Genomic DNA, 23,956 nt, shown 5'->3' on the forward strand with positions numbered 1-23,956 from the left:
TACCCGCGTCCGGACTCCACCTGACCGTGGAAGGCCCCGCCGCCGCAGGGCTCAACCGCCCCGGCCGGGACACCAGGGACACCTCCAGGGAATCGGCGCAGTCCAGTGCCCGCACGGCGGCGCCCGCCGATTTCGCCAGTGCGCGCCAGGAGTCGCTGACCACCGCGATGCCCACCCCGGCGAGAACGAGGGGCAGGACGGCCTCCCGATGTTTCACCTCGACCACGAACCGGCTGCCGGTGGGCACGTTCAAAACCCACACCGTCGCCATGTCACTGGCCTCGGTGATCTCGCTCCTGATCGTGCTGGCGCTAGGCCTCGTGGTCTGACAGCGAAGTCACTCGCGCCAGCGGTTGTTGAGGAAGGCGTCGTCCTCGTCGTCCACCGGAGCCGGACGACGAGGAGCGCGCCGAGGAGTGTCCCGTCCCACGCGGGCGGGCGGCTCCGAGGTGAACGGAGCCGCGGGGTCCTCGAAGGCAGGGGCGCCGTCGAACGCCGACGCGTTCCCGGGCTGCGCGTGCGACCGGTCGGTGCTCCAACCGGACTTCGTCTTGCGCTCCCCCAGCTCACGCCGATGCTCGACGTAGCGCTGGGCGGTCTGGACCTGCTTGGTCATGAACTCCTGCGAGCTCGCCTTGATCTCGTCGGCCTTCTGGTCCCGCAGGACCCGGCGCTCCGACTGCTCGCGGACCAGACCGTCCAGGGTCGCCTTCATCCCGGCGGTGTCATCGGCGCTCATCTGTTTCTCTCCTGCCTCGGATTACCGCCTGCGGGTGACCGGCTGATCCTCATCGTCCAGCAGCGAACCGGTGATCCGGCCGGTGGGTTCGTTGATCTGGTCGAACACCTCGCCCTCGATCCGGTACGCCCGGTTGGACCGTTCCTGGTCACCGCCGCCGCCCTGGCCACCGCCGCCCATGCCACCCATCGGCGGCATCGCGCCGCCGCCGAACGACTGGCCGGTCGGTGATCCGCTCACCGGGGCGGACGGGGCGCCCGCGGGCACGGGTTGCGGCTGATGCGCCCCGCCGCCGGTGTGCACGCCTTCGGTCAACGACGACGGCTGCCCGCTCACGGGGGTCGCGGTTTCGAACGGGGCCGTGATCCCCGCGCCACCACCACCGGCGTGGCCACCGCCTCCGCCACCGCCGTGGCTGCCACCGCCACCGCCGTCGAGGTCACCGGCGCGAATACCGTCGGGGACGGTTCCCCCGCCACCCTGGTGCGGGGTGAGCGGCGCACGGTGCTCGGGCTGCGTCGTCCCGGTGACGGGCTTGGCCTCGGATGAGGGCTTGTGCGTGTCCGAGGGATCCTTGTCCTCGCCGAGGGTGTACGTGGTCGGTTTCCCGGTGCCGTCGTCGACGGTGACGACCGTCGGCCCGGACGGGCCGTCGGGACGTTCGGCGGTGATCTTCACATCGCCGTCCTGGATGTGGATCTTGCCGTCCGCCCCGGGGCGATGGACGTCGTCCTTCTTGCCGTCGCCGTCGGGAGCGTCGCCCAGCTTGGACTCGTCGCCGGTCCAGTCGAGCTTGAAGTCCTTGGCAGACCCCGAACCGTCGCCGACCTTGATCTCCATCTCGCCGTCTTTGTCCGGCTCGGTCATCTCGAAGGTCTTGTCGCCCTGCTTGACCTTGAGGGTTTCGCGTTCGCCGTCTTCGGCCTTCTCGCCGTCCTTGGTCTTGTCATCGGTCAGCTTGTCGCCGTCCGCACCCGGCATGTCGTCGCCGAGCTTGTCCAGCGTTTCGGAAGCCTTCTTCTTCGCGTCCTCGGCGGCCTTCTCGGCGGCTTCCTTGGAGTCGGTTTCGCCCGTACCACCAGGAGCGTCACCGAGTTTGTCGAGCGCTTCGGAGGCTTGCTTCTTCGCTTCTTCGGTCGCCTTCTCGGCCGCTGCCTTGGCTTCGGACGCGGCGTCCGAGCCGCCACCGCCGCCGGTGCCACCGCCCGGACCGGAACCACCGGGACCGGATCCGCCGGAACCGCCGAGATCCGCGCCGGTGGGACCGTCGCCCAGCTTGCCCAGTGCCTCGGAAGCCTGCTTCTTCGCGTTCTCGGCCGCCGCGGCGGCCTGCTTCTTGGCCTCTTCGGCCGCGGCCCGCTGCTCGTCGCCCGAATTCGGCGGCGGAGCGGAACCCGAGGGGGACGTCTCGTCCTTGCCTTCCGGACCGCCACCGGAGCCACCACTGGAACCGCCACCCGGCGATCCTCCGCCGGCTCCGCTGTCGGGGATCTTCACGTCCGGGATCGGCGGAGGCTTGGGTGGGTCCGCAGGGCCGTTGCCGCCACCCGAACCGGAGCCGGAACCGCCGGTGCCCGAGCCGCCACCCGTGCCGCCGCCCGAACCCTCCGGACCGCCTCCCGGGCCACCGCCGGAACCACCTTCGGGGATCTTCACATCCGGAACCGGCGGCGGCTTCTGACCCGATGAGCCGGTGCCATCGCCGGAGCCGCCACCAGGACCGCCGCCGGGGCCTCCGCTGCCTGAACCACCCTTGCCGTCGCCCGAACCGCCCTTGCCATCGCCAGAGCCACCCTTGCCGTCACCGGAACCACCGGTGAAGTCCGGTCCGCCGGTGCCCTGGCCGCCGGGTCCGCCACCCTTGCCGCCGCCGGGGCCGCCCGCACCACCCTTGCCGTCCGCGCCCGCGCCTTCGAACTCGTTCTTGACCTTGCCCATGACCTTGTCGAGCTCGTCATAGGCCTGGTTGACGAAGTCTTTGGTCTCCTTGCAGTTCTTCTCGAAGCCCAGATAGATGGCGGTCCACATCTCCGGGATGAACTGCCGCTGGATCCACTGCTTGGCGAGGTTCTGGCCCGCTTTCTTGAACTCGTCGTCGTCGCAGCAGCCGTCGTTGTTCAGCTGCTGAACGAGGTTGGAGCCGAAGTTGGCGTCCATCCAGCCCGCGATCGCACCGAGGTCCTCTTTGCCGCTCTTCTCACCGGCGGCGATGGCGACGACCTTCTGCGCCATCGCGAAGTCGGCCTTGCCCACCACCTCTTTGTAACCCTTGACGACCTGGTCGGCCTTCTCCTTGCAGAGCTTGAACACCGTGGTGGTGGTGTGCAACGTCGCTTCGCCGGCGGTGTTCAGCGTCTGGGCGAGTTTCTTGGCCTTGGGAAGGATCTTCTCGTTGTAGTTCTCCGACGAAGCGTCCGCGGCCTTTCCGGTCCAGGTCCCGTACAGGGTGTTCAGCTGGGATCCGGTGTCGTCGATGGCCTTCTCGACGGTCTTCGAGCCCGTCTTGAAGTGCGCGGCGTCGTCGACGAAATTCTTGAAGTTGATGCCACGCTGCTCGTCGAACGGCTTCTTGATGTCCTTCTCGAAGTCGAGCGCGCGGCTGGTCCCCCGGCAGTCCTCCGGGAGCTTCGCCAGCAGTGAACCGAAGGTCTGGAAGACCTTGAGCGCGGGTACGGCGGCGTCGAAGATCTCGTCCGACGTCTTGGTCCCGCCACCTTCCGGCGTGGGTTCCTTCGTGCCGTCCAGCTTCTTGTCGCCGTCGTTGACGGCCTTCGTCTCTTCCTTCTGAGTGAAGCTGGCCTGATCGCCGGCCGCCTTCGCGCCACCGTAGATCTTTTTGGTGTCGTCGTCGTACGGCATGAACGGCAGGGCGTTGAAGGTCTGCGCGTACTTTTCGGCTTCTTTGCGCTTCTGCTTGATCTCTTCCGGCTCCTCGACCCCGCCCCACGGGGGCGGCGCCGGATGCGTCTTGATCCACGAGCCGATGAGCGCGGTCTTGTTGGCGTTCGGCACGCTCGGGTCGTCGAGGACGGCCTTGACGTCGGTCCAGGTGAGTTCGTCGGCCACTAGCGCGTCCCCGTCTTGGTGATCTTGTTCTTCGTCTCGTCCTCGTTGGCACCGTAAGTGGTGCCTGCGGTGCCGAGGTTCGTGCCGAACGAGCCGAGAGTGGTGCTGTACCCCTGGACCGAGGCCCACAACGCGGCCACGCCGTCGGTGTACTTCTTCGAATGGTCGCCGTGAGCCTGGCCGAAGCCCGCCGCGTTCACCGGTGTGCTCGACAGATCAGGATTGTCTTCGAGCAACTGTTCCGTCAGCTTGCCGATGTCCTTCGATGCCGTTGAAAGCGCATCGGTCGCCGCGGTGAAGCCCCCGCTCATTCTTTTCAGCGCCTTTCGTCGGATCCGTCGGCTTTATCGCCGAGTGCCTCTGTGAGCACTTCGGCCACCGACCCGATGTCGGTGAACCGGTCGAGCTGGTCCAGATCAATCCTCACGTCGTGGTAGATCTCCAGCGCCGACAGGAGTTTTATCCGTCCCTTGGAGTCGATGCCCAGCTCTTCGAGCGGTGCGTCCGGCTCGATTTCGGCGGGATCAAGCCGAAAAGTCTCGCTGACGACCTTCACGACCTCCGCGCGGTGATCACCCACGGCGCCGACTATAACGCGCCTTGGCCGCCGCCCGCGCAACCTTGCCACTGGAAGTGCGCGGAAGGTCACCGGAGGGAACCAGACGTACCGATCGCAACGTCAGATCATGTTCACGTGACACCGCGCGCAATACCACCCGGGTGACTTCTTTGACATCGGCTTCGGCGTTCTTTGCCCATTCGGCTACCAACATCGCCCCTTCACCCATTTCGTCCGACACCCCGAATGCGGCGACGCGGTCGCGGCGGATCGCCGGATGCGCTTCACCCGCCACCGCTTCGATGTCCTGCGGGTGGAAGTTGCGGCCGTCGATGACGATGAGGTCCTTGAGCCTGCCGGTGATGTAGAGGTCGCCGCGGTGGACGACGCCGAGGTCGCCGGTGCGCAGCCAGCCGACGGCACCGTCGAGTTCGCCGCCGAACGCGGCGGCGTCGCCACGGCCCCAGTAACCGGCCGCGACGTTCGGGCCGTGGATCCAGATCTCCCCGGCCAGGCCGTCGGGCTGCACGACGCCGTCGCGGACGATCCGCACCCGCTGCCCGAGCGGACGGCCGACCGAGACGAGCTCCTGACCGTCCGGCACCTCGACCGCGCGGCCCTGCGCGAGGGCCTCCCTGTCGAACACCGCGCCCCGCGGTCCTTCCGCGCCCGCGCTCGCCACGTACACGGTGGCCTCGGCCAGGCCGTAGGACGGGCGGTGGGCTTCGGGCCGGAACCCGCGCGGGCCGAACACCTCCCGGAAGCGCGCGACCGTGCGCGGCTGGATCGGTTCGGCGCCGTTGAGCGCGATCCGCACGTCGGAAAGGTCCAGATCGTCCCCGGCGTCTTCCGCGGCGTCGGCGGCCAGGTCGAACGCGAAGTTCGGCGCGGCGGTGAACACGGCCGGGTGATCGGCGAGCTGACGCAGCCACCTCACGGGCCGGTGCACGAACTCGGCCGGGGACATGAACACCGACCGCGCGCCGGCGAAGACCGGCAGGCAAAGAAGCTGGATCAGGCCCATGTCGTGGAAGAACGGGATCCAGCCCGCGCAGGTGGTCCCCTCGTCGACCGCGTAGGCCTGACTCGCCTGCCAGCAGGCCGCGGTGACCGCCCGATGCGGGATCACGGCACCGGCGGGCTCCCGCGTCGACCCGGACGTGTACTGGAGGTAGGCGGGGCTCTCGGGCGTGACCGGGAGCGGATCCGCGCCCGGTCCGGAAAGCTCGTCGACCACGAGAAGATGTTCGGGTGTCCCGGCCTCCCGCGTCTTCGTGGCGGCGGCCGACGACGTCAGCCAGACCCGGGCACCGCAATCCTCCAGCACACCGGCGAGCCTGCCTCGCTGCGAGGGGCTGCCCGGCGCCATCAACGGCACGGCCACCAGGCCCGCGGCGAGTGCTCCGAAGAAGGCGAGCGGATAGTTCAGGTCTTGGCCGGTCAGCACGGCGACGCGATCACCCGGACGCGTGACCCGGCCCAGCTCCCCCGCGACTTCCCTTACCCGGGAGACGAACTCCGCCCAGGTGACCGTGGTGTCCACGCCCGCACTGTGATCCTGATGCGTGAACAGCGGGCGCGGGTCGGTCTCGCGAGCGAACAACCGCTCGACGATCGAGGTGCGCAGCACCTGCTCCGGGACTTCCACCGGCGACGCGGTCATGTCCGGCAACTTACTGGAGCCGGTGATCATCCGCTTAGCGCCCCTGCGGGGTCCGCAGGGGCGCCGGGTACCGGGTCAGTTCACCGTCACGGTCGCGAGCGAGGCGTCCTGGCCGGGGGCGATGCCGCACGGCAGGTCGAACGTGCCGAGGTCCGTCGGCGTCCCGTCCGCGTGCCTCGGCGTGACCTTCCCGGTGAAGGCGCCGCCCACGGCGAAGGCGACCGAACCGGGCTTCTTCACGGTGAGCCCGGGGATCGGGCCGGTGATGCCGAGTGCCAGCGGGCCGTCCTGCGGTACGGCGGTGACCGGGAAACCCAGGCCGTTGAGCGTGACACCGAGTTCAGTGCCGTTGTAGTCGACGTCGACATTGGCCGACGCCGTTCCTTCGATCGTCGCCGCGCCGATCAGATTCAGCGCGGTGACGCTGTCCCCGTCGAGGGAAACGGCCACCGAAAAGCCGGTGACGTCGATCGGGGAGCCCGCGGTCACCGCCTCGGGAAAGGTCGCTGTCACCTTCGCGGCGACCGGCTGCGCTCCGATGAGCGGCATTTCGCAGGTGAAAGTCAGATCCTTGGTCACCGGTCCGGCGAGCGGGGCGGCGCTCGCGGAAACGGCGGGCAAAGTGACCACGGCTCCGGCGAAGACGAGAACGGCGGCGATCCTGGCAAAAGGTCTTACGGACGAAACGCGCGTCATGGAAATCCTCCGGTCGGGAATTCGGGAAAAGGAATGACGAAATCCGGGAAAACGTTACGGCGACCCGAACCGGTCAACAACACACCAACGTATTCGTATCGATTCAGGAAACCGGGTTCCGATTGTTCTTGTCATTCGAGGACGATTCCCGGAACGCATTCTTGCCAGGCGGGTACGCCGCCCGGCTCCTCCCTCTCGACGCGCGTGCGCCGCACGAGGCACCGGACACGGCCACTCGTTACTCCGACTGGCCGTTCGCTTCGGCGAATTTCGGACAGAAGACCGGACATTTCTCGCCCTTCCGCAGTCCTCGGCCGCACACTCTGCGAGCAGTGTGTTTCTTTCCCCCGGTCTTGGAGGATCCCCATGCGTCGAAGAATCGCCCTGGCACTCGGCGGAGCCGCCGTCCTGACCGCGAGCCTCACTTCCGCCGCCCTCGCCCCCGTCGCGCTGGCTTCCCCCGGACTGATCACCGCCATGCAGCGGGATCTGGGGCTCACCGCCGCACAAGCCGAAACCCGGCTCGCCCAGGAAATGACCGCCTCTCGCGTGATGCCCGCCGCCCAGCAGGCCGCCGGTGCGGCGTTCGGCGGCGCCTGGTTCGATCCGGCCCGCGGCAAACTCGTCGTCGGGGTGACCGACCCCGCGGCGGCTTCCGCTGTCCGGCAGGCCGGTGCCGAACCCGCCACCGCCACCATCAGCGCCGCGAAACTCGACGCGGCGAAGGCCGAAATCGACTTGTCGGCCCAGGGCCGGCCCGCCCCCGCGGCGGTCAGCGGCTGGCGTGCCGACCCCCGCAGCGGCAGTGTCGTGGTCGCCGTCCGGCCAGGCGCGCACGGCTCTGACATCGATGACTTCCTGGCCAGGGCCAGGAAGGCCGGTCCGGTCACGGTGGCCACCGCGCCGAAGGCCGAACCGTTCGCGGCGGGCACCGTCGGCGGCGACCCGTACTACATCAACGGCAACACCCGCTGCTCGATCGGCTTCTCCGTCCACGGCGGATTCGTCAGCGCCGGCCACTGCGGCGGCAACGGCAGCTCGGTCGTCGGCTGGGACGGCTCGGCGATGGGCAACTTCGCCGGTTCTTCCTTCCCCGGCAACGACTATGCGTTCATCCGGATCGGCAACGGCTGGTGGACCGCACCGGTCGTCCTCGGCTGGGGCACGGTGAGCGACGCACTCGTCCGGGGATCCTGGGTCGCCCCCGTCGGCACCTCGGTGTGCCGGTCGGGCTCGACGACGCACTGGCACTGCGGCACCGTGCTGGGGCACAACGAGACCGTCAACTACTCGCAAGGCGCGGTCCACCAGATGACCCGCACCAACGTCTGCGCGGAACCCGGCGACTCCGGCGGCTCCTTCATCACCGGCGACCAGGCGCAGGGCGTCACCTCCGGCGGCTGGGGCAACTGTGGCTCCGGCGGCGAAACCTGGTTCCAGCCGGTGAACGAGATCCTGCAGACCTACGGTTTGTCGCTCGTCACCGCGTGACCGCTCGTGAGTGGTAAGGGCGGTTCTAACCGTCCTTACCACTCACGAGTTCGGGACATAGGCAGGAAGCGCGTCCAGGCTGTGGCGCACGGCCTCGGCACCATAAGCGAACATCTGCCGCTCGTAGTCACCGACAGCGCCGAGAGGGTCCTGTCGACCCTCCGCAGCCTCGATCAGGCAGCGGCGCAGCAGATCGGCGTCGCGCAGGGCGGTGTTCGCGCCGTTGCCGCCGGTCGGCGAGGTGGCGTGGATCGCGTCACCGAGCAGGGTGACCGGACCCGGCGCCCAGCGCTCGCGGGGCTCGACCACACGGATGGACAGGAGAGTGCTGTTGTCCGGATCGGACTGCTCGACGAGCGCCCGGAGTTCCGGATGCCAACCGTCCATCCTGGACAGAGCGGCGTCCTGCGGGGTCGCGGCGCCGAGCGGACCGGTCGGCAGGATCATCGCCCAGCGCACGTAGTCACGGACATCGGGAAGGGTCACCTCGGGCGCCAGCCGCTCGGCCGCCTCCTTCGGCGGGGTGCGGAACCGCATCGCCCCGAGCAGCAGGCTCACCCCGTCCCCGGCGATCTTCGAGCCGAAAGCCCGCGAGAGTCCGGCAAAGCGTTCGGTCAGCGGCGTGCGGCCGATGACGAACCGGACACCTGTGTCGGTCGGGGTGATCCGCGGTGCCAGCGCCGCGCGGACGGCGGAGCCGACCCCGTCCGCCCCGACCAGCAGATCGGCGGTCACCGGGTCACCGTGCGCGAGGCGGGCGGTGACCTTGCCGTCGGGCAGTACGTCGTAACCGGTCACCCCGGCACCGGTCCGCACCTGGAGCCCGGTCAGCAGCAGATGCCGGAGCACGTGCCGGTCGACCACGGTGCCGGTCCTGCCGGGGCCGAGCTCGCCGATCTTGTTCAGGTGCCGGTCCAGGATCAGCCGCTCGCCGTAGGCGTCACCGACGATCGCGTCCAGTAGCGGATGCCAGCGCGGCGGCAGGCAGGCGCGCACCGCTTCGAACCCCGCCGGGTTCAGCACGAGCCGGTAGCCCTGGAACCGCGCGGTGATCGCCGGATCCCGCTCGTAGACCTCGGTCTCGATGCCGGCGCCGCGCAGACCCTGCGCCAGGCAGAGACCTCCCAGACCGGCTCCGGCAACTGAAACTCGCATCACACACCTCCGATCGAACTTAGTTCGTCACCAACGAACTAAGTTCTACTCGGCGAACTAAGTTCGTGTCAAGCTAGAGTGACCGGCATGCCCTCCGATCCCCGGCAACGCCGAGCAGCTCGTCACGCCCAGCCCACCGGAGATTCCGCGACGTCGCCGCCGCGCAAGAAGCCCATCACGGTCGAACGGATCACCGACGCCGCACTGCAGGTCGTGGCCACCGAGGGCTACGACGCCCTGACCATCCGCCGGGTCGCCGCGGTGCTCGGCGCCGGGCCGTCGTCGCTGTACGCGCACATCGTCAACAAGGACGACATCGACGATCTGCTGGTCGGGCGGCTCTACGCCGGGGTCGTGCTCCCCGAACCGGATCCGGCGCGGTGGCGGCAGCAGATCCGCGACGTCTACACGCAGATCCGCGACCAGTACCTGAAGTACCCCGGCGTCTCCCGTGCCGCGCTGGGCACGGTCCCCACCAACCTTCACACGCTGCAGGTACGCGAAGGGCTCCTGACGATCCTGCTCGCCGGGGGCATCGAACCGCAGACCGCCGCCTGGGCACTCGACGCCCTTTCCCTCTACGTCAGCGCCTACGCCTTGGAGCAGTCACTCGTCCAGCAGCGGCGGAAAGACCCGGAGCAGGAGTGGGTTCTCAGCCGCGAGGAGCTGCTACGCCGGTTCGCCGCCCTGCCGGCCGACGCGTTTCCGCAGACCCGGCGCCACGCTGACGCGTTGACCTCCGGCACCGGGCACGACCGGTTCGACTTCACCCTCGGCCTGATCATGGACAACCTCACCCGGTCGAGCGCCGGATCTCAGTAGAACCCGGCCGGGAGTTCCACTTCGAGCCCCATGATCGTCGCGGTCGGCTTGCGGCGGGGCCACCAGCCGGTGGTCGTGACGTCGATCAAATCGACGGTGAAGGCTTTGCGCTGCAACGATGTCGCCGAATGCCAGCGCAACTTGAAGGCGGGGCGCACCGGTGCGATGAACGGCCGGACCGGTTCGTGGGCGCGGTCGGACAAGGCCTGGAAGTTCCGGTCCGGCACATAGCTCAGTTCCAGGTCTATCAAGGGTTCCGCTCCCCCGGCCCGATGGTGACACCGCGCGAGGATCCGCGCGATCTCGTCCAGCGCCAGCCGGACCGCGCCGGGGACGTGGCCCTGCCAGCTCCCGAGGAACGGCGCGTTCAGCGACCGCGCCGTGAGTTCGTCCGGCAGCACGATCGCCGCCCGGACCGCGATTCCGGTGAGCTCCACGTGCAGCCGCGTCCACCGGCCGCCGGTGTCGAGGAAGAACCGCGGCGGCGGAACCACGGTGCCGAGCCGGATCCGCTCCTTCACCGCCACGAACGGATCGTCCGACGGTTCGGGATCCGTTCCGTGACGGCCGTCCGGCAGGACGAGCACGAACTCGAGTCGATCGCCGGTGAGCTTCACCCCTGCCGGGAACAGCGGGCCGAGACCGCCCATGAGCGCCGAACCGGCGACGAGTGCGTGGTGACTGGACGCGCCTGGGGTCATCGTCGCGGCCGCGCTCGTCGTCAGACGTGCAACTCCGATTCGATCCGCTTCAGATAGTGCCGGGCCAGCGCCAGATTCGCCTGTTCCCGGTCCAGCACCAGATACAGGAACAGGGAATTCCGGGCGTTCACGGAATCCAGCAAACGGATCAGGTGGTATTGGCGGTGCAACGTGATGAGGATGTCCTCGATACTGTCGTTGAGGGCGAGCGCGGACATCACCCGAAGTTTCGACCTGACGACATCGGTGTTCCCCGCCGCCGCGACCTCCAGGTTGAGCCATTCACCGCCCCCGCTGGTGCCGAGCGACATCCCGCTTTCGTAATCGACCAGCGCGACACCGACGGCTCCGGCGATCGACATGGATTCCTTCAGGGCGTTTTCGATGTTCATCGAACTCCACTTCTCCGGTCCGATCGGCGATCGAACGCTAGGCGGCAAGAATCGAGCTGATCCGGTCGATGACCGGGCGGCATTCGAAGAGAAGGCGGCCGACATTCAGCTCCCGATCCCCCATGATGACCATGAGCGCCATCCGGTCGATGGCGTAAACGGCCATGTAGCCGTCACTGCTGAACACCACGGTCTGCTTGAGCGTGCCCTTTCCGGTCACCTCGGCCGCCTGGCGCGCGATCCCGAGGTTCGCCGCCGCGAGCGCGGAGACCTCCGCGGGATCGATACTCTTCGCCGCGTCGGCGACGATGGGTATTCCGTCGACCGCGGCTATCACCGTGTCGGTCACTCCCGCGACGTTGTCCCGCAGGGTCCGCAACTCGGCGATCAGTGCATCGAAATCCACTACTCTTACTTCCTGTTTCAGAGGCATGAACGGACCGGACGAACAACCGAAGCCGATACGGGAAACGATCACTTGACGGGCTTTTCTCGACCGCGATGGACCGTACCATCGGCATTGGCCATCCTCTGTCCGTCATCCGAATTCGGCATGGCTGTCACGCGATCGGCTCAAACACTTTCCGTGTACGCACCAGGTCGCTCCGCTGTCGTCGCGATACCACCCGATTCCGGGCCGGTACGCGATTTCCCGACGATCCGGGAAAGGCAGCGGCAGGATTACCAATCGGCCAGCCGCGGCGTCAAAGCGTCCTCGAGTGCCTGCTGCCGCCTGGCTTCCGGGTTCCGGTACTCCTTGACCATGTCGTCGGTCGTCAGATATTCGTCAGGCCGGCCCGACGGGCCGGCGGTGGTCAGCAACGTGGTCGCCGGATACTCGATTTCGAAAGGGCCGTACGTCCCGCTTTTCTTCTCTCGGTAGAAGCGCGTGATCGCCAGTCCGTTGCTCACCGCCGCTTTCGCCCCGAGGTGCACGGTCAGCACTTGACCCGCCCCCGCCTGCCATCCCTGCTTCCACATCGGGGCCGCGAGGACCGGGACGAGAAGGTGGGTGACCCCGGCCGCGACGAGGTGCAGGCGCCGCGCCGGGCGGGTGAAGTCCTCGCACACCTGGACGGCGAACCGCCCCGCACGGGAGTCGAGGACGGTGATCAGGGAATCGTGGGAGATGCGTTCGTCGCGTTTGACCCCGCCGAGCTCGACCTCGTACTCCTTCTGCTTCCCCACCGTGAAGCAGAATCCCGACATCTTGTCCTGGGTGAGCATCGGCTCGACCCAGCCGTTGCGATGGACGAGGACGGCGCGGTTCGGCGGACGGCTGCTGGCCGGACGAGGTCCCACACTGATCACCGGACCGGTTCCCAGCAGGAGCCAGGTGAGCGAGCTTCCTTCGGGCCGCGGCGTGGCCCGGAGCAGCTCACGCCATCGTTCGAGGAGGCTGTCGTCCAGGCAACCCTCCGGAAGGATCGCCAATACCGCCCCGCTCTTGTCGAGAACGTTCAGCGCCCTCGCGATCCGGTCGTCGAGTCGCGTGCTGACGGGCCCGACGGTGTAGAACCCACCGTCGGGATGATCGGGCTCCCAGCGCAGGTCCGCCGGGTCGGCCAGCAGGGGCAGCTGCGCGATCTTGAGCAGGCCGCGCCCGTCCGGCCGAGGCAGGTCGCGGACGGCAGGGACCCGGGAAATCTGCAGGTTGGCGCTGACATAAGGCGGGATCCGCAACAGCTGGAGGAAATCGTCGAGATCTTCCGCGTCCTCGTTCGGACGGCACGGGGAAGTGCGGCGGGGCAGCAGGATGCCCCCGGTCTGGTCGTTGAGTCTGCCGTTCATCTCCAGCCGCACCTGAAGGTAGTCGAGTGCCCGGAAACCCAGGTAGGACGTGTCGGCGTTGGCGTCGAGGAGCGCGAGGTCGAGACCGAGCAGAATGCCGAAACTCGTCGGATCGTCCGGTGAGTCGGAGATCCACTCCGCGGCAAGGAAGCCCGTCGTCCGCACCTCGTTTCGCACGGCTTCCTTGACGAGCCGGACGCTGTCGCGCACCGACCACTCGCTGAGCGTGTCCCCGTGCACTTTCTTGAGCTCGTCGTAGAGGTTGACGAACTCGTCGGCAGGATCCATACTTAACACTTCCTTGATTCTGGAGGTGGAGAGCCCATGCCCTCGACTGCGACAGCCGCACTGGACACGACACCGGCGAGCCTGAGGCCCACCGCCGAGGGGGTATCCCGAGGCTTCGAGGCCTGGGCGACGAAACTGAAAGAAGAGACCGGCGAAGGAAAGGTGCTCGGCGACCACGCGGCAGTGGACCGCTGGGCGGCCGCGGTGGGCAGATGGCTGGTCGACGCCGCCCTACTCGCGGACATTCCGTCACTGAACTCGGCGTTGCGCGCCTTCCAGGACGCGGGGATGCGGCTGCAACCGGGCGGCCACACCATGCGACTCGAGGCCGTCGTCATGGGATTGGCCGAGGTGGCACAAGCCGCGCTCGACCGGGCCGAGCAGGCGGCGCTGGCCGACACCCTGGACCCGAAGTCCTGGGCGGCCAAGATGCTCGTGCTGGTGCACCGCGAACCACACATCACCAGTTCTGACGTCTGCGATCGGCTCAAGGTCCACGAAGCGCAGATCAGCCGCAGCGGAAAGATGCTCCTTGAGCGCGGCCTGGTCGTCAAAACCCGGCTCGGCCGGTCGAAGGGCTGGTACGCCACTCCCCGGGGCGAAGCCGTGGCCGAACAGCTCGCGGAGCGAGGGGACGAATAGTCGCGCTCCGACGACCCCGATCGCCGTTCCCCGCCGTTGTCGCGAATGGCGATTTTCATCCCACCCTCCGGCCGCCGTTCCTGAACTAGTCGCAGGCAGGCCGTGAATGGTTACGCGCAGCAATACCTGCGATACGCGATTCGACGCTTCCTTTGAGAGGAAGTTCGAAAGTGTGGGATGCGAAGTCCCCGCACCATTCTCTTCCCGCTCAACAGTCGACCTCACTGCGACGTTCGAGGAAAACGGTGTCGTGCCAGACATCGCCACGCCGGGCGATGCGTTCGCGGATGCCGACGGTGCGGTAACCGGCGCTGCGATACAGGGCGATGCTCGCGCGGTCGTCGGTGAAGACCGAGGTTTGCAACGTCCGGATCCCGGCGGCGTCGGCTTCGGTGACCTGTTTGCGAATCAGGGCCTTTCCGACGCCGCGACCGCGGTGGCTTTCGGCGACATGGACGATGGTCTCGGCGACACCTTGATGACGAGCACGCGACGAGATCGGGGCCGCGACGGCCCAGCCGACGACTTCACCATCGCTTTCCGCGACCCATTGGTGATCCGGCAATCCTTGAACGTCGAATTCGGCGGCGACATCTTCTCCGGAAATCCGTCGTAACGTCTCCGCGTCGTCGTCGATCATCGGGCGCACGGTGACGTCGTCAGGCACGTTGTCCGGGCAGCAGGGCCGCGGGGCGAGCAGGCCCATGACGGCGTCGGCCGCGTGCGGGAGACCGCTGCAGCAGGCCTGGTTGATCGTGACGACGGTCGCGGTGCCCTCCTTGCGCAGGTGCAGGAAGCCGACCTCCGCGAGCTTCCGGACGTGATGCGAGCACGTCGACTGGCTGCTCCCGAGGATCTCGGTCAGGGCTCCGACGGTCAGGCCGCGGGGCGAGGTCGCGACCGCGTGCAGAAGTTTCACGCGCATCGGCTCGGCCAGGCAGGCGAACCAGCCGGCGTAGGTCGTGGCTTCCTGTTCGGGCAGGAGGCCGGCGAGGGGAACGGGCACCACCGAGGTCATACCGCACAGTATCGACCCGAATCGATGGTTGCGTCAATCGATGGCCATCGATACAGTCCTCCGCATCGGCTCAATCGAGCGTGATCGATGAAAGGGACATGGGGATGAACGAGCTTCCTGTCGTGGTGGTCGGAGCGGGACCGGTGGGGCTGGCCGCGGCCGCCGAGCTGGTGGAACGGGGTCTTGAGCCACTCGTACTGGAACGCGGCCCGCGAGCGGGCGCGGCGGTGGCGGCGTGGAATCACGTCCGGCTGTTCTCCTCCTGGTCCGAGCTCGTCGCTCCGGCGGCCGGGCGGCTGCTGGAGACGACCGGCTGGACGAGGCCCGCCCCTGAGGCTTATCCGACGGGCGCGGACTGGGCGGAGTCGTATCTGCGGCCACTGGCGGAAGCGCTGTCCCACCGGGCGCGGTTCGGCGCCGAGGTGATCGGAGTGGCACGCCGCGGCCGGGACCGGGTGGTGGACAGCGGCCGGGACGACGAGCCGTTCACCGTGCACGTCCGCTCCGCCGACGGTTCGGAGGAGCGGACCGCGGCGCGGGCGGTGATCGACGCGTCGGGGACCTGGACGACCCCGAATCCCCTGGGCGGGGAAGGACTTCCCGCCGCCGGAGAGCGAACCGCGACGGACCGGATCGGCTACCGGGTCCCGGATCTGGGCGACGAGACCGCGCGGGCGCGCTACGCGGGCAAGCACGTGGTGGTCGCGGGCAGCGGGCATTCGGCGCTGACCGCGCTGGTCGCGTTGTCCGGCCTGGCGAAGGACTCGGCGAGCACGCGGATCAGCTGGGTGCTGCGCCGCGGTTCGGTCGGCGACACCTTCGGCGGCGGCGACGCCGACCAGCTTCCCGCCCGGGGCGCTCTCGGCCTGCGCGCCCGGGCCGCGGTGGACGCGGGACTGATCACGGTCGTGACCGGGTTCCGCACCGAGGCGGTCGAACGCGACGGCGACGGGCGGCTGTCGCTGCTCTCCTCCGCCGGGCAGCGGCTCGGCCAGGTCGACGAAGTGGTGGCCCTGTCCGGGTTCCGCCCCGATCTGACCTGGCTCTCGGAGATCCGGCTGGACCTGGACCCGACCCTGCAGGCGCCGGTCGCGCTCGCGCCGCTGATCGATCCGAACGTGCACTCGTGCGGAACCGTGTACCCGCACGGCGCCAAGGAACTCGCCCATCCGGAGAAGGACTTCTACCTCGCGGGCATGAAGAGTTACGGCCGGGCGCCGACCTTCCTCGCCATGACCGGCTACGAACAGGTGCGCAGCATCGCCGCCGAGCTCGCCGGCGACCACGAAGCCGCCGCCCGCGTGGAGCTCCGGATGGCCGAAACCGGAGTCTGCGGCGGCGCGGGCCTGTTCGACGAGCCGGACGACGCACCGGCCACCGGAGGTTGTTGCGCGGCCCCGGAGCCGGTGGCCCTCTCGCTCGGGGTCACGAACCGCTGACAGGCCAGCGTTTCCGCAGCCACAGGCTGACGTAGACCAGGCCGACCAGCACCGGCACTTCGATCAGCGGGCCGACGACACCGGCGAGAGCCTGCCCGGAGGTCACGCCGAAGACACCGATCGCGACGGCGATCGCGAGTTCGAAGTTGTTGCCCGCGGCGGTGAACGCCAGTGTCGTCGTTCGCTCGTAAGACAGGCCCGAAGCCTTGCCCAGCGCATAGCCGCCGACCCACATGACCGCGAAGTACACCAGCAGCGGCAGCGCGATCCGGGCGACGTCGAGCGGTCGCGAGGTGATGTTCTCGCCTTGCAGCGCGAAAAGGATCACGATGGTGAACAGCAGGCCGTACAGCGCGACCGGGCCGATCTTGGGCAGGAACTTCCCTTCGTACCACTCACGGCCCTTGGCGCGCTCCCCGGCGCGTCGGGACAGGTAGCCTGCGGCGAGCGGGATGCCGAGGAAGATGATCACGCTGAGCGCTATCTCCCACGGCGAGAAGTCCAGCGTCGTCGTGTCCAAGCCCAGCCAGCCGGGCAGCAGGTCGAGGTAGAACCAGCCGAGCACGCCGAACATGATCACCTGGAAGACCGAGTTCAGCGCGACCAGCACCGCCGCGGCCTCGCGATCACCGCGGGCGAGGTCGTTCCAGATGATCACCATCGCGATACAGCGGGCGAGACCGACGATGATCAGCCCGGTCCGGTACTCCGGCAGGTCCGGCAGCATCAGCCAGGCGAGCGCGAACATCAGCGCCGGCCCGAGAATCCAGTTGAGCACCAAGGAAAGCACCATGGTGCGCCGGTCACGGGTGACGGTGTGCAGCTTGTCGTAGCGGACCTTCGCGAGCACCGGGTACATCATCAGCAGCAGGCCGAGCGCGATCGGCAGCGACACCTGCCCGATCTTCACCGCGTCCAGCATCCCCTGCAGACCGGGGATCACGCCGCCCAGCACCAGTCCGGCCACCATGGCGGCGACGATCCACACCGGCAGATAACGGTCCAGAAAGGACAGTTTGCGCACGACGTCGGTGGTTTGGGTCACGCGGGATCCTGGGGAGTGTCGAGGATTTCGGCGATCAGCCGGCGGACGCGGCGGTCGATCTCGTCGCGGATCGGGCGGACGGCGTCCACTCCCCGCCCCGCCGGGTCTTCGAGCGGCCAGTCGAGGTAGCGCTTGCCGGGGAACACCGGGCAGGTGTCGCCGCAGCCCATGGTGATCACCACGTCGGAGGCTTCGACGTCCTCAGTGGACAGTTTGACCGGGATCTCGGCGGTGATGTCCAAACCCCACTCCGCGAGCGCGGCCGCAGCGGCGGGGTTCACCGCTTCGGCGGGTTCGGAACCCGCGGACCGGACGGCGATCCGGCCGAGCGAGTAGTGCCGCACCAGCGCGGCGGCCAACTGCGACCTTCCGGCGTTGTGCACGCACACGAACAGCACTTCAGGCGTGCGGGTCATGTCATCTCCTCGAGACTGGATCGAAGTTCGCCGATCCAACCTAGGAGACTGGATCGAGATTTGTCAATTCAACGGGTATGGTGGGATGCCAGGTGTGAAGGGAGGGTCGTGACGAGCGAGAAACTGACCCTGCTGATGGCCGCCCCCGCCGCGGTCGTCGATCCCGGCGACGCCGAGACGGCCGCGAAGCTGTTCAAGGCGTTGTCGGATCCCGTGCGGATCCGGCTGCTGTCACTGGTGCGGCACTCCCCTGGCGGCGAGGCGTGTTTCTGCGACCTGGCCGAAGAATTCGACATGCCCCAGCCCTCGCTCAGCCATCACCTGCGCGTGCTGGTCTCCGCCGGAATCCTCGTGCGGGAACGACGCGGGACCTGGAGCTGGTACACCGTCGTCCCCGAACCGCTCGAAACCCTGGGAACCCTGCTCCGCGCGGGCGGCCCGCTCGCCGACCGGCCGGCCCGCCTCACCGACGCGGGGTGCTGAACAACCGGCCCAGCGCTGACCGCCACCCTGGATGTCGCGAAAGCCACTTTCGCGACGTCTGATGTCCCGAAAGTGGCTTTCGCGACACAGCCACCCGCCCCGTATTTCCCCAGCCGTCGGGAAGAGTTCCCCTACCTGCCGGGAAAGATCCGAACCTAGCCTTTGGGCACCGGTCGGCCATCTCGGCAACGCTCGCTGTCCCTCCCATGGACTGGGCCCGCGCCGGTGCGTTTCGTGAACCACCGCGGGTATCGGACAAATGGAGGTGGCTGTGTGACTGACCAAGGAATCGGCGTACCGGCGATCGGCGCGGCGCCGGTCGGCCGATGCGGCCGTGGCCAGGCCGAGCGTTCGATGACGGGCACGGCGGCATGACCGGCGACACGAGGACCGGCGTCTTCGCGGTGCTGCGGTCCACCCCCGCCCCGGTCAGGTATCTGCTCGGCGGCATGCTGGTCAACCAGCTGGGCGCGTTCGTCCAGACGTTCTTGATCCTGTATCTGACCTTCCGGGGCACCTCGGTCGGCTTCGCCGGCGTCTGCCTCGCCGCGTACAGCGTGGGAGCCATCTTCGGCGCCATGCTCGGTGGCGAGCTGACCCACCGGTTCGGCGGCCGCGCGACGATCGTGACGGTGATGACGTGCGCGGCACCGCTCGTCGCGTCGATCCCGCTGGTCTCGGGCACGCCTCCGCTGCTGCTCGCGGTGATCGCGTTGTCCGGGCTGTCGATCCAGGCGTACCGGCCGGCGGCGGCGGTGCTGCTCGCCGAGCTCATGCCGGAAGAGCACAAGGTCATGGGCTTCTCGATGATGCGCATCGCGCTGAACATGGGCGCGGCCGTGGCACCGCTGATCGCCGCCGTGGTCATCCAGGTGAACTGGGACCTGCTGTTCTGGCTGGACGGAGCGACCGCGGCGCTGTGGGCGCTGCTGGCGTTCGTGTTGCTGCCGAAGCAAACCGCGGCCCGCCACGACGCCGAGCCCGGCGGCACACCGGTTCCGGCCCTGAGCGCCCGCGAGGTGTACGGGAAGCTGGTCCGGGACACCCGGTTCCTATGTTACCTGGTGGCAGGCGTGTTCGGCATGATGATCTACGCCGGGTCGGTCGCGGTGCTGCCGTTGAACATCGTCGCCGCCGGCCATCCGGTCGGCCTGTACAGCACGGTCCTGGTGATCTCCTCGGTCGTGCTGATCACCTGTGAACTGAAGATCACCACCTATATCGTCCGGATCCCGAAATACCTCGCCGGACTGTTCGGCAACCTGGTCAGCGCGGTGGCGTTCACCCTCTACGGGCTGATCGCGCAGCATCCGTTCTTCGTGGTCGCCGGCGCCCTGCTGGCGGTGTCCGGGCTGATGATCCACGGACCGAGCACGGCCGCCCATCCCGCCACGTTCCCGGTCGAGGTGAGAAGCCGGTACATCGCGACGAAGGAAACGCTGTCCGGCGTGGCCGCGACCTTGGGCCCGATCCTGGGGCTGTTCCTCTGGAGCGAGTTCGGCGGTCCGGCGTTCTGGGGCTTCTGCGCGGTGCTGTCCGTCATCGCCGGATCGATGCACATCTACGGCCTCAAACAGCCTCCCGTGCCGGAGCCTGTGGCCGAACCCGAGCCGGAAGTCGTGGGAGAGCGACCATGAACGAATCGAACGGCGTGCTGCTGGTCATCGGCAGCGGGCTGAAGCTGTATCGCGAATACCTGGTCTCGTCCATCCACCGGTGCGCCCGCGCGGCCGGAATCGGCTTGGTGCTGCTGAACAATCTCAAACCCACCTGGCAGCACGCCTACTTCGACGAGATCGTCCACACCGACGTGTTCGACGCGGACGAGATGCTCGCCGCCGCCCGTGAGGTCGCCGGACGGCACCGGATCGTCGGCCTGATGTGCTGGGACGAGCCGGTCGTGCTCGCCGCGGGCGAACTCGCCGCCGAACTCGGGGTACCCGGGTTGAGCGTGGACGGCGTCCGCGGTTGCCGCGACAAGAACCGCACCCGCGCCGTGCTGACCGCCGAAGGGCTGCTGCAACCGGGCTACGCCTTGACCACCGGCCTCGAAGAGGCACGTGCGGCGGCCGCCCGGATCGGGTACCCGGTGGTGCTCAAACCGAGGGCGATGGGCGCGAGCATCGGCGTGGTGTACGCCGCCGACGAGTCCGAAGTGGACGCCGCGTTCGGTGTCGCGATGGGCGCGGCCACCGTCGACCAGAGCCGCTACGGCGGCGGCGCGATCGTGGAGGGTTACGTCTCCGGGCCGGAGATCAGCATCGACGCCGCCGTGTACAAGGGCGAGTACCTGCCGATGTTCGTGGCCCGCAAGGAAACCGGCGACCAGCCGTACTTCGAGGAGATCGGGCACGTCGTCGACGCGGGCGATCCGCTGCTGCACGACACCGTCCTGATGGACGTCCTGGCCAAGGCGCACCGCGCGCTCGGCGTGGAGGACGGCATCACCCATTCCGAGGTCCGGCTGACCGACCGCGGCCCGCTGATCATCGAGATCAACGGCCGCCTCGGCGGCGACCTGATCCCGTTCCTCGGCAGGACGGCCACCGGTCTCGACCCCGGCGAGATCCTGTTCGCCGTGGCGACCGGGCACCGGCCGGTCATCGCCCCCACCCGGGACGTGGTCGCCGGTATCCGGTTCGGCTACCCGGACCACGACTGCCTTGTCAACGAGGTCACCGTCCCGTCCGATCGGGAAACGGTGCCGGGCCTGGTCTTCGCGTCACCGATGATCGATCCGGGCACCACCCTGCGGCTGCCACCCGGCGGCTACCTCGCCCGGCACTCGTTCGTGGTGTGCGAGGCCGAAGACCGTGAAACCTGTGCCCAGCGACTGGATACGGCCGCCGCCCTGGTGCGGGTCGACGCCGATCCGGTGGACCCACCAGAACCCGGTACCGCGTTCGAGATGCCCGCCGGGCTGCTCGACGTCGACGAACACGAGGGAGTTTCCGCATGACCATGACCGAGCCCGTCCGCACCGATGTGCCGCTGACCGGCGCGCAGATCCTCGCGAACGCGAAAGCGCTCGCGCCGATCCTGCGTGAGCGGGCCGCGGAGATCGAGAAGAACCGGAGCCTGCCCGCGGACGTGGTCGAGCTGCTGCGCGACTCCGGCGCGTTCCGGATCGGCTTCACCCGGGAATGGGGCGGCCCGCACATGACCTCGATGGAGCAGACCGAGGTGATCGAAGCCCTTTCCTGGGGCGACGCGTCCGTCGGCTGGTGCGCCAAGCTCGGCTCGGACATCGGCTTGCACGCCAACTTCCTCGACCAGGAGGAGGCGCGCCGGATGTTCACCAGCATCGACATGCACTCCGCGGGGGTGCTGCCGGTGACGGGGCACGCGGAGCGCGTTCCCGGCGGCTACCGGCTCACCGGCCGGTGGGGCTTCGGCAGCGGTTCGACCCACGCCGAATGGGTCGCCTCCGGCGCCATGGTGTTCGAGAACGGCGAGCCCTACGCCAGCCCGGACGGCAGCAACCCGCACGAGTCGCGCCTGTTCATGGTGCCGGGCGACCAGATCGAATCGGTCGACAACTGGTACACCCTCGGCCTGTGCGGTTCCGGCAGCAGTGACTACAAGATCACCGACGTGTTCGTCCCGGAGAACCACACCCTGACCTTCGACAACCCCAAGGTCCCCAACGGACCGCACGTGCAGCCGGACGTGATCCAGCGCAGCATGTGCGGGGTGCCGCTCGGCGTGGCGAGGGCCGCGCTGGACTACGTCCGCGGCCTCACCATGGAACGGGTCGACATGCTGAAGGGCTCGCCCTGGCGGATGAGCGGCGTCGCCTGGAAGGACAACGAGCACATCCAGATCACGCTGGCCGAATGCGAAGCCGACTACAGCACGACGCGCGCCGGGGTCTACCGGGCGCTGGAACGGCAGTGGGAGGTCACCGCCGACGGGATCGGCACGCTGGACGATCTCACGCCCGACGAGCGGGTCGCGCCGGCACTGACCGGCTGGCAGGCGTTCCAGATGTCCAAGCGGGTCGTGCAGCGGCTCTGCGATCTGCTCGGCACCGCGGCGATCAGGTCGGGCGACCCGATGAACCGGTGGCTCCGGGACTCGATGACGATGGCCATGCACCCGACCGCGAGGGACCGGGTCACCCAGACGGTCGGCGCGCATCTGGTCGGTGCCAAGCCTTCCATGCGGTTCATGCTCGGCATCGTGGACAAGCCCAAGACCGAGTCCGAGCTCGATGCGTGAGCGACCCATCCTGATCGTCGGGTTCGTGACGCCGGTGCTGATGGCACTCACCGGCGCCGAACCCGACGGTTCGGTCATCCTCGTCGAAGAGCCGGACGTGATCCGGAAACGGGATCTGCGCGCGAGACTGGACGGGTCCCCGCTGGTCCGTGAACTGATCGGCTGGGAATACGCCAGTCCCGGTACGGCCGACGAGTTCTACGCCACCCACCGCGACCTCGACCCGGTCGCGGTGGTGCCGCTGATCGAGTACGCCACCCCGTTCGCCGCCCGGCTCGCCGAACGCTACGGCCTGCCGGGCGCGAGCCTCGGCGCCGCGCAGATCCTGCGGGACAAAGCCTTGCTGCGCAAGGTCAGCGCGGCCGCCGGGCTGGCCAATCCGGAGTGCGCAACGGTGACCGGCCCGGAGGAAGTGCTGGCGTTCATGGCCGCCCATCCGGGCCCGGTGGTGCTCAAACCGGCGAACCGGCAGGCCGCGGTCGGCACGCAGATCGTCCGTGACCCGGCCGAAGCCGAGCAGGCCTGGACGAGCTGTGTCGAGCAGGACGAGGGCATCTTCGTACCCGACCGGCCGATGGAACTGTCCATGCTGGTCGAGCGGTACGTGCCCGGGCCCGAGTACAGCGTCGAGATGCTCGTCCGCGGTGGACGGCGGCTGTTCGCCAATGTCACCGGAAAGCAGCTCTACCCCGGCCCGCGGCCGGTGGAGCTGGCGCATATCGTCCCGGCCGACATTCCCGGCGACCTCGCCGAGACACTGGCGGAGCAGACCGATCGGGTCGTCGCGGCCGTCGGGTTCGCCGACGGCATCCTGCACTGCGAGTGGATCGTCTCCGACGGTGTGCCGTATCTGGTGGAATGCGCGGGCCGGATCGCCGGGGACGGCATCATGGAGGTCATCGACCGCGCCTATTCGATGGAACTGCTGCGCTCGTACTTCATGATGATGCGCGGCGAACCGCTGCCCGAGCTGCCTCGCCGCGCCACGGGCGGAGCCGCCGTCCGGTTCGTCCCGATGGAGCCGGGGGTGATCGACGCCGTGCTGGGACTCGAGGAGGCCCGTCAGGCGGAAGGCGTGTTCCTGGTGGACATCCAGGTCAAACCCGGGCACCGGTTCACCGGGCTGCGCAGCTCGTGGGACCGGACGGGGCTGGTGATGGCCGTCGCGGACAGCCCGGCCGAAGCGTTGCGGCGCGCGGAGAAGGCCGCGGGCCTGATCCGCATCGAGGTCCGTCCGTAACGTTGCTCTAGCGCGTGAAGGCCCCCTTCCCTCGGTTCAGCCGAGGGAAGGGGGCCTTCACGCGCTCGGCGTGCCTTTCATGAAACAGG

At 68.5% G+C, this 23,956-nt stretch carries 24 protein-coding genes; 10 read left to right on the forward strand and 14 right to left on the reverse strand.

Annotated features, from left to right (window positions below):
* The first annotated feature begins 26 nt into the window (after window positions 1-26).
* Entirely contained in the window at window positions 27-329 is a 303-nt protein-coding gene (locus ACZ5IK_RS40415) for a hypothetical protein (protein WP_465492536.1), read from the forward strand.
* A gap of 8 nt (window positions 330-337) precedes the next feature.
* On the opposite strand, the gene ACZ5IK_RS40420 is transcribed toward ACZ5IK_RS40415, so the two are convergent.
* The 6 genes from ACZ5IK_RS40420 to ACZ5IK_RS40445 all read right to left on the reverse strand — a co-directional run bounded on the left by ACZ5IK_RS40420 (window position 338) and on the right by ACZ5IK_RS40445 (window position 6,723).
* Window positions 338-739, reverse strand: a complete 402-nt coding sequence (locus ACZ5IK_RS40420; protein ID WP_465492537.1) for a hypothetical protein — start codon at window positions 737-739, stop codon at window positions 338-340.
* A 21-nt stretch (window positions 740-760) separates the two neighbouring features.
* The gene (locus tag ACZ5IK_RS40425; protein WP_465492538.1) at window positions 761-3,805 is read right to left on the reverse strand and encodes a WXG100 family type VII secretion target; all 3,045 of its coding nucleotides are present in this window, start codon (window positions 3,803-3,805) and stop codon (window positions 761-763) included.
* Window positions 3,805-4,116, reverse strand: coding sequence for a hypothetical protein (locus ACZ5IK_RS40430; RefSeq protein ID WP_465492539.1), 312 nt, complete (start codon window positions 4,114-4,116; stop codon window positions 3,805-3,807). Before ACZ5IK_RS40430 ends, ACZ5IK_RS40425 begins: the two co-directional genes overlap by 1 nt.
* 5 nt (window positions 4,117-4,121) lie before the next feature.
* Window positions 4,122-4,385 (reverse strand): acyl carrier protein, encoded by a 264-nt coding sequence (locus ACZ5IK_RS40435; RefSeq protein WP_168214359.1) that lies wholly within the window; start codon window positions 4,383-4,385, stop codon window positions 4,122-4,124.
* On the reverse strand, window positions 4,378-6,027 hold the full coding sequence (locus tag ACZ5IK_RS40440) for a fatty acyl-AMP ligase (protein ID WP_465492540.1): 1,650 nt from the start codon (window positions 6,025-6,027) through the stop codon (window positions 4,378-4,380). Before ACZ5IK_RS40440 ends, ACZ5IK_RS40435 begins: the two co-directional genes overlap by 8 nt.
* 75 nt (window positions 6,028-6,102) lie before the next feature.
* Entirely contained in the window at window positions 6,103-6,723 is a 621-nt protein-coding gene (locus ACZ5IK_RS40445; RefSeq protein WP_465492541.1) for a DUF6801 domain-containing protein, read from the reverse strand.
* A 366-nt stretch (window positions 6,724-7,089) separates the two neighbouring features.
* Here ACZ5IK_RS40445 and ACZ5IK_RS40450 point away from each other — a divergent pair, with 366 nt between their 5' ends.
* The gene (locus ACZ5IK_RS40450) at window positions 7,090-8,214 is read left to right on the forward strand and encodes a S1 family peptidase (protein WP_465492542.1); all 1,125 of its coding nucleotides are present in this window, start codon (window positions 7,090-7,092) and stop codon (window positions 8,212-8,214) included.
* 42 nt (window positions 8,215-8,256) lie between these two features.
* Here the strand turns inward: ACZ5IK_RS40450 and ACZ5IK_RS40455 are convergent, their stop codons facing one another.
* Entirely contained in the window at window positions 8,257-9,369 is a 1,113-nt protein-coding gene (locus tag ACZ5IK_RS40455; protein ID WP_465492543.1) for an FAD-dependent oxidoreductase, read from the reverse strand.
* Between the two features lie 78 nt (window positions 9,370-9,447).
* Here ACZ5IK_RS40455 and ACZ5IK_RS40460 point away from each other — a divergent pair, with 78 nt between their 5' ends.
* Window positions 9,448-10,191, forward strand: coding sequence for a TetR/AcrR family transcriptional regulator (locus ACZ5IK_RS40460; protein WP_465492544.1), 744 nt, complete (start codon window positions 9,448-9,450; stop codon window positions 10,189-10,191).
* Here ACZ5IK_RS40460 and ACZ5IK_RS40465 read toward each other — a convergent pair.
* From ACZ5IK_RS40465 to ACZ5IK_RS40480, 4 genes are all read right to left on the reverse strand, one after another.
* Window positions 10,185-10,892 carry a hypothetical protein gene (locus tag ACZ5IK_RS40465; RefSeq protein ID WP_465492545.1) on the reverse strand — a complete coding sequence of 236 codons (708 nt, stop codon included), beginning with the start codon at window positions 10,890-10,892 and terminating at the stop codon, window positions 10,185-10,187. The two genes, ACZ5IK_RS40460 and ACZ5IK_RS40465, sit on opposite strands and share 7 nt — an antisense overlap.
* Before the next feature lie 20 nt (window positions 10,893-10,912).
* Complete coding sequence (locus tag ACZ5IK_RS40470) at window positions 10,913-11,284, reverse strand: hypothetical protein (RefSeq protein WP_465492546.1); 372 nt, start codon at window positions 11,282-11,284, stop codon at window positions 10,913-10,915.
* 37 nt (window positions 11,285-11,321) lie between these two features.
* Window positions 11,322-11,690 carry a roadblock/LC7 domain-containing protein gene (locus tag ACZ5IK_RS40475; protein WP_465492588.1) on the reverse strand — a complete coding sequence of 123 codons (369 nt, stop codon included), beginning with the start codon at window positions 11,688-11,690 and terminating at the stop codon, window positions 11,322-11,324.
* A 275-nt stretch (window positions 11,691-11,965) separates the two neighbouring features.
* Window positions 11,966-13,363 (reverse strand): hypothetical protein, encoded by a 1,398-nt coding sequence (locus ACZ5IK_RS40480; RefSeq protein ID WP_465492547.1) that lies wholly within the window; start codon window positions 13,361-13,363, stop codon window positions 11,966-11,968.
* 36 nt (window positions 13,364-13,399) lie between these two features.
* Here ACZ5IK_RS40480 and ACZ5IK_RS40485 point away from each other — a divergent pair, with 36 nt between their 5' ends.
* Entirely contained in the window at window positions 13,400-14,005 is a 606-nt protein-coding gene (locus ACZ5IK_RS40485) for a MarR family transcriptional regulator (protein ID WP_465492548.1), read from the forward strand.
* 208 nt (window positions 14,006-14,213) lie between these two features.
* Here ACZ5IK_RS40485 and ACZ5IK_RS40490 read toward each other — a convergent pair whose 3' ends face one another.
* Window positions 14,214-15,023 carry a helix-turn-helix domain-containing GNAT family N-acetyltransferase gene (locus ACZ5IK_RS40490; RefSeq protein WP_465492549.1) on the reverse strand — a complete coding sequence of 270 codons (810 nt, stop codon included), beginning with the start codon at window positions 15,021-15,023 and terminating at the stop codon, window positions 14,214-14,216.
* 104 nt (window positions 15,024-15,127) lie between these two features.
* Between ACZ5IK_RS40490 and ACZ5IK_RS40495 the strand changes: the two genes are divergently transcribed.
* The gene (locus tag ACZ5IK_RS40495; RefSeq protein ID WP_465492550.1) at window positions 15,128-16,462 is read left to right on the forward strand and encodes an FAD-dependent oxidoreductase; all 1,335 of its coding nucleotides are present in this window, start codon (window positions 15,128-15,130) and stop codon (window positions 16,460-16,462) included.
* Here ACZ5IK_RS40495 and arsB read toward each other — a convergent pair.
* Together arsB and ACZ5IK_RS40505 are read right to left on the reverse strand one after the other, a co-directional pair.
* Window positions 16,449-17,507 carry an ACR3 family arsenite efflux transporter gene (gene arsB / locus ACZ5IK_RS40500; protein ID WP_465492551.1) on the reverse strand — a complete coding sequence of 353 codons (1,059 nt, stop codon included), beginning with the start codon at window positions 17,505-17,507 and terminating at the stop codon, window positions 16,449-16,451. The two genes, ACZ5IK_RS40495 and arsB, sit on opposite strands and share 14 nt — an antisense overlap.
* Window positions 17,504-17,923 (reverse strand): arsenate reductase/protein-tyrosine-phosphatase family protein, encoded by a 420-nt coding sequence (locus ACZ5IK_RS40505; RefSeq protein WP_465492552.1) that lies wholly within the window; start codon window positions 17,921-17,923, stop codon window positions 17,504-17,506. Before ACZ5IK_RS40505 ends, arsB begins: the two co-directional genes overlap by 4 nt.
* A gap of 108 nt (window positions 17,924-18,031) precedes the next feature.
* On the opposite strand from ACZ5IK_RS40505, the gene ACZ5IK_RS40510 reads away from it, so the two are divergent.
* From ACZ5IK_RS40510 to ACZ5IK_RS40530, 5 genes are all read left to right on the forward strand, one after another.
* The gene (locus ACZ5IK_RS40510; RefSeq protein WP_233224276.1) at window positions 18,032-18,406 is read left to right on the forward strand and encodes an ArsR/SmtB family transcription factor; all 375 of its coding nucleotides are present in this window, start codon (window positions 18,032-18,034) and stop codon (window positions 18,404-18,406) included.
* Window positions 18,407-18,777: 371 nt separating this feature from the next.
* The gene (locus ACZ5IK_RS40515) at window positions 18,778-20,043 is read left to right on the forward strand and encodes an MFS transporter (protein ID WP_465492553.1); all 1,266 of its coding nucleotides are present in this window, start codon (window positions 18,778-18,780) and stop codon (window positions 20,041-20,043) included.
* Window positions 20,040-21,365 (forward strand): ATP-grasp domain-containing protein, encoded by a 1,326-nt coding sequence (locus ACZ5IK_RS40520; RefSeq protein WP_465492554.1) that lies wholly within the window; start codon window positions 20,040-20,042, stop codon window positions 21,363-21,365. Before ACZ5IK_RS40515 ends, ACZ5IK_RS40520 begins: the two co-directional genes overlap by 4 nt.
* Window positions 21,362-22,627 (forward strand): acyl-CoA dehydrogenase family protein, encoded by a 1,266-nt coding sequence (locus ACZ5IK_RS40525; RefSeq protein WP_101609038.1) that lies wholly within the window; start codon window positions 21,362-21,364, stop codon window positions 22,625-22,627. The genes ACZ5IK_RS40520 and ACZ5IK_RS40525 overlap by 4 nt, the downstream gene beginning before the upstream one ends.
* The gene (locus ACZ5IK_RS40530) at window positions 22,620-23,867 is read left to right on the forward strand and encodes an ATP-grasp domain-containing protein (protein ID WP_465492555.1); all 1,248 of its coding nucleotides are present in this window, start codon (window positions 22,620-22,622) and stop codon (window positions 23,865-23,867) included. The genes ACZ5IK_RS40525 and ACZ5IK_RS40530 overlap by 8 nt, the downstream gene beginning before the upstream one ends.
* Window positions 23,868-23,956 lie beyond the last annotated feature (89 nt).

It is taken from the genome of Amycolatopsis sp. NPDC031561 (assembly GCF_055580625.1).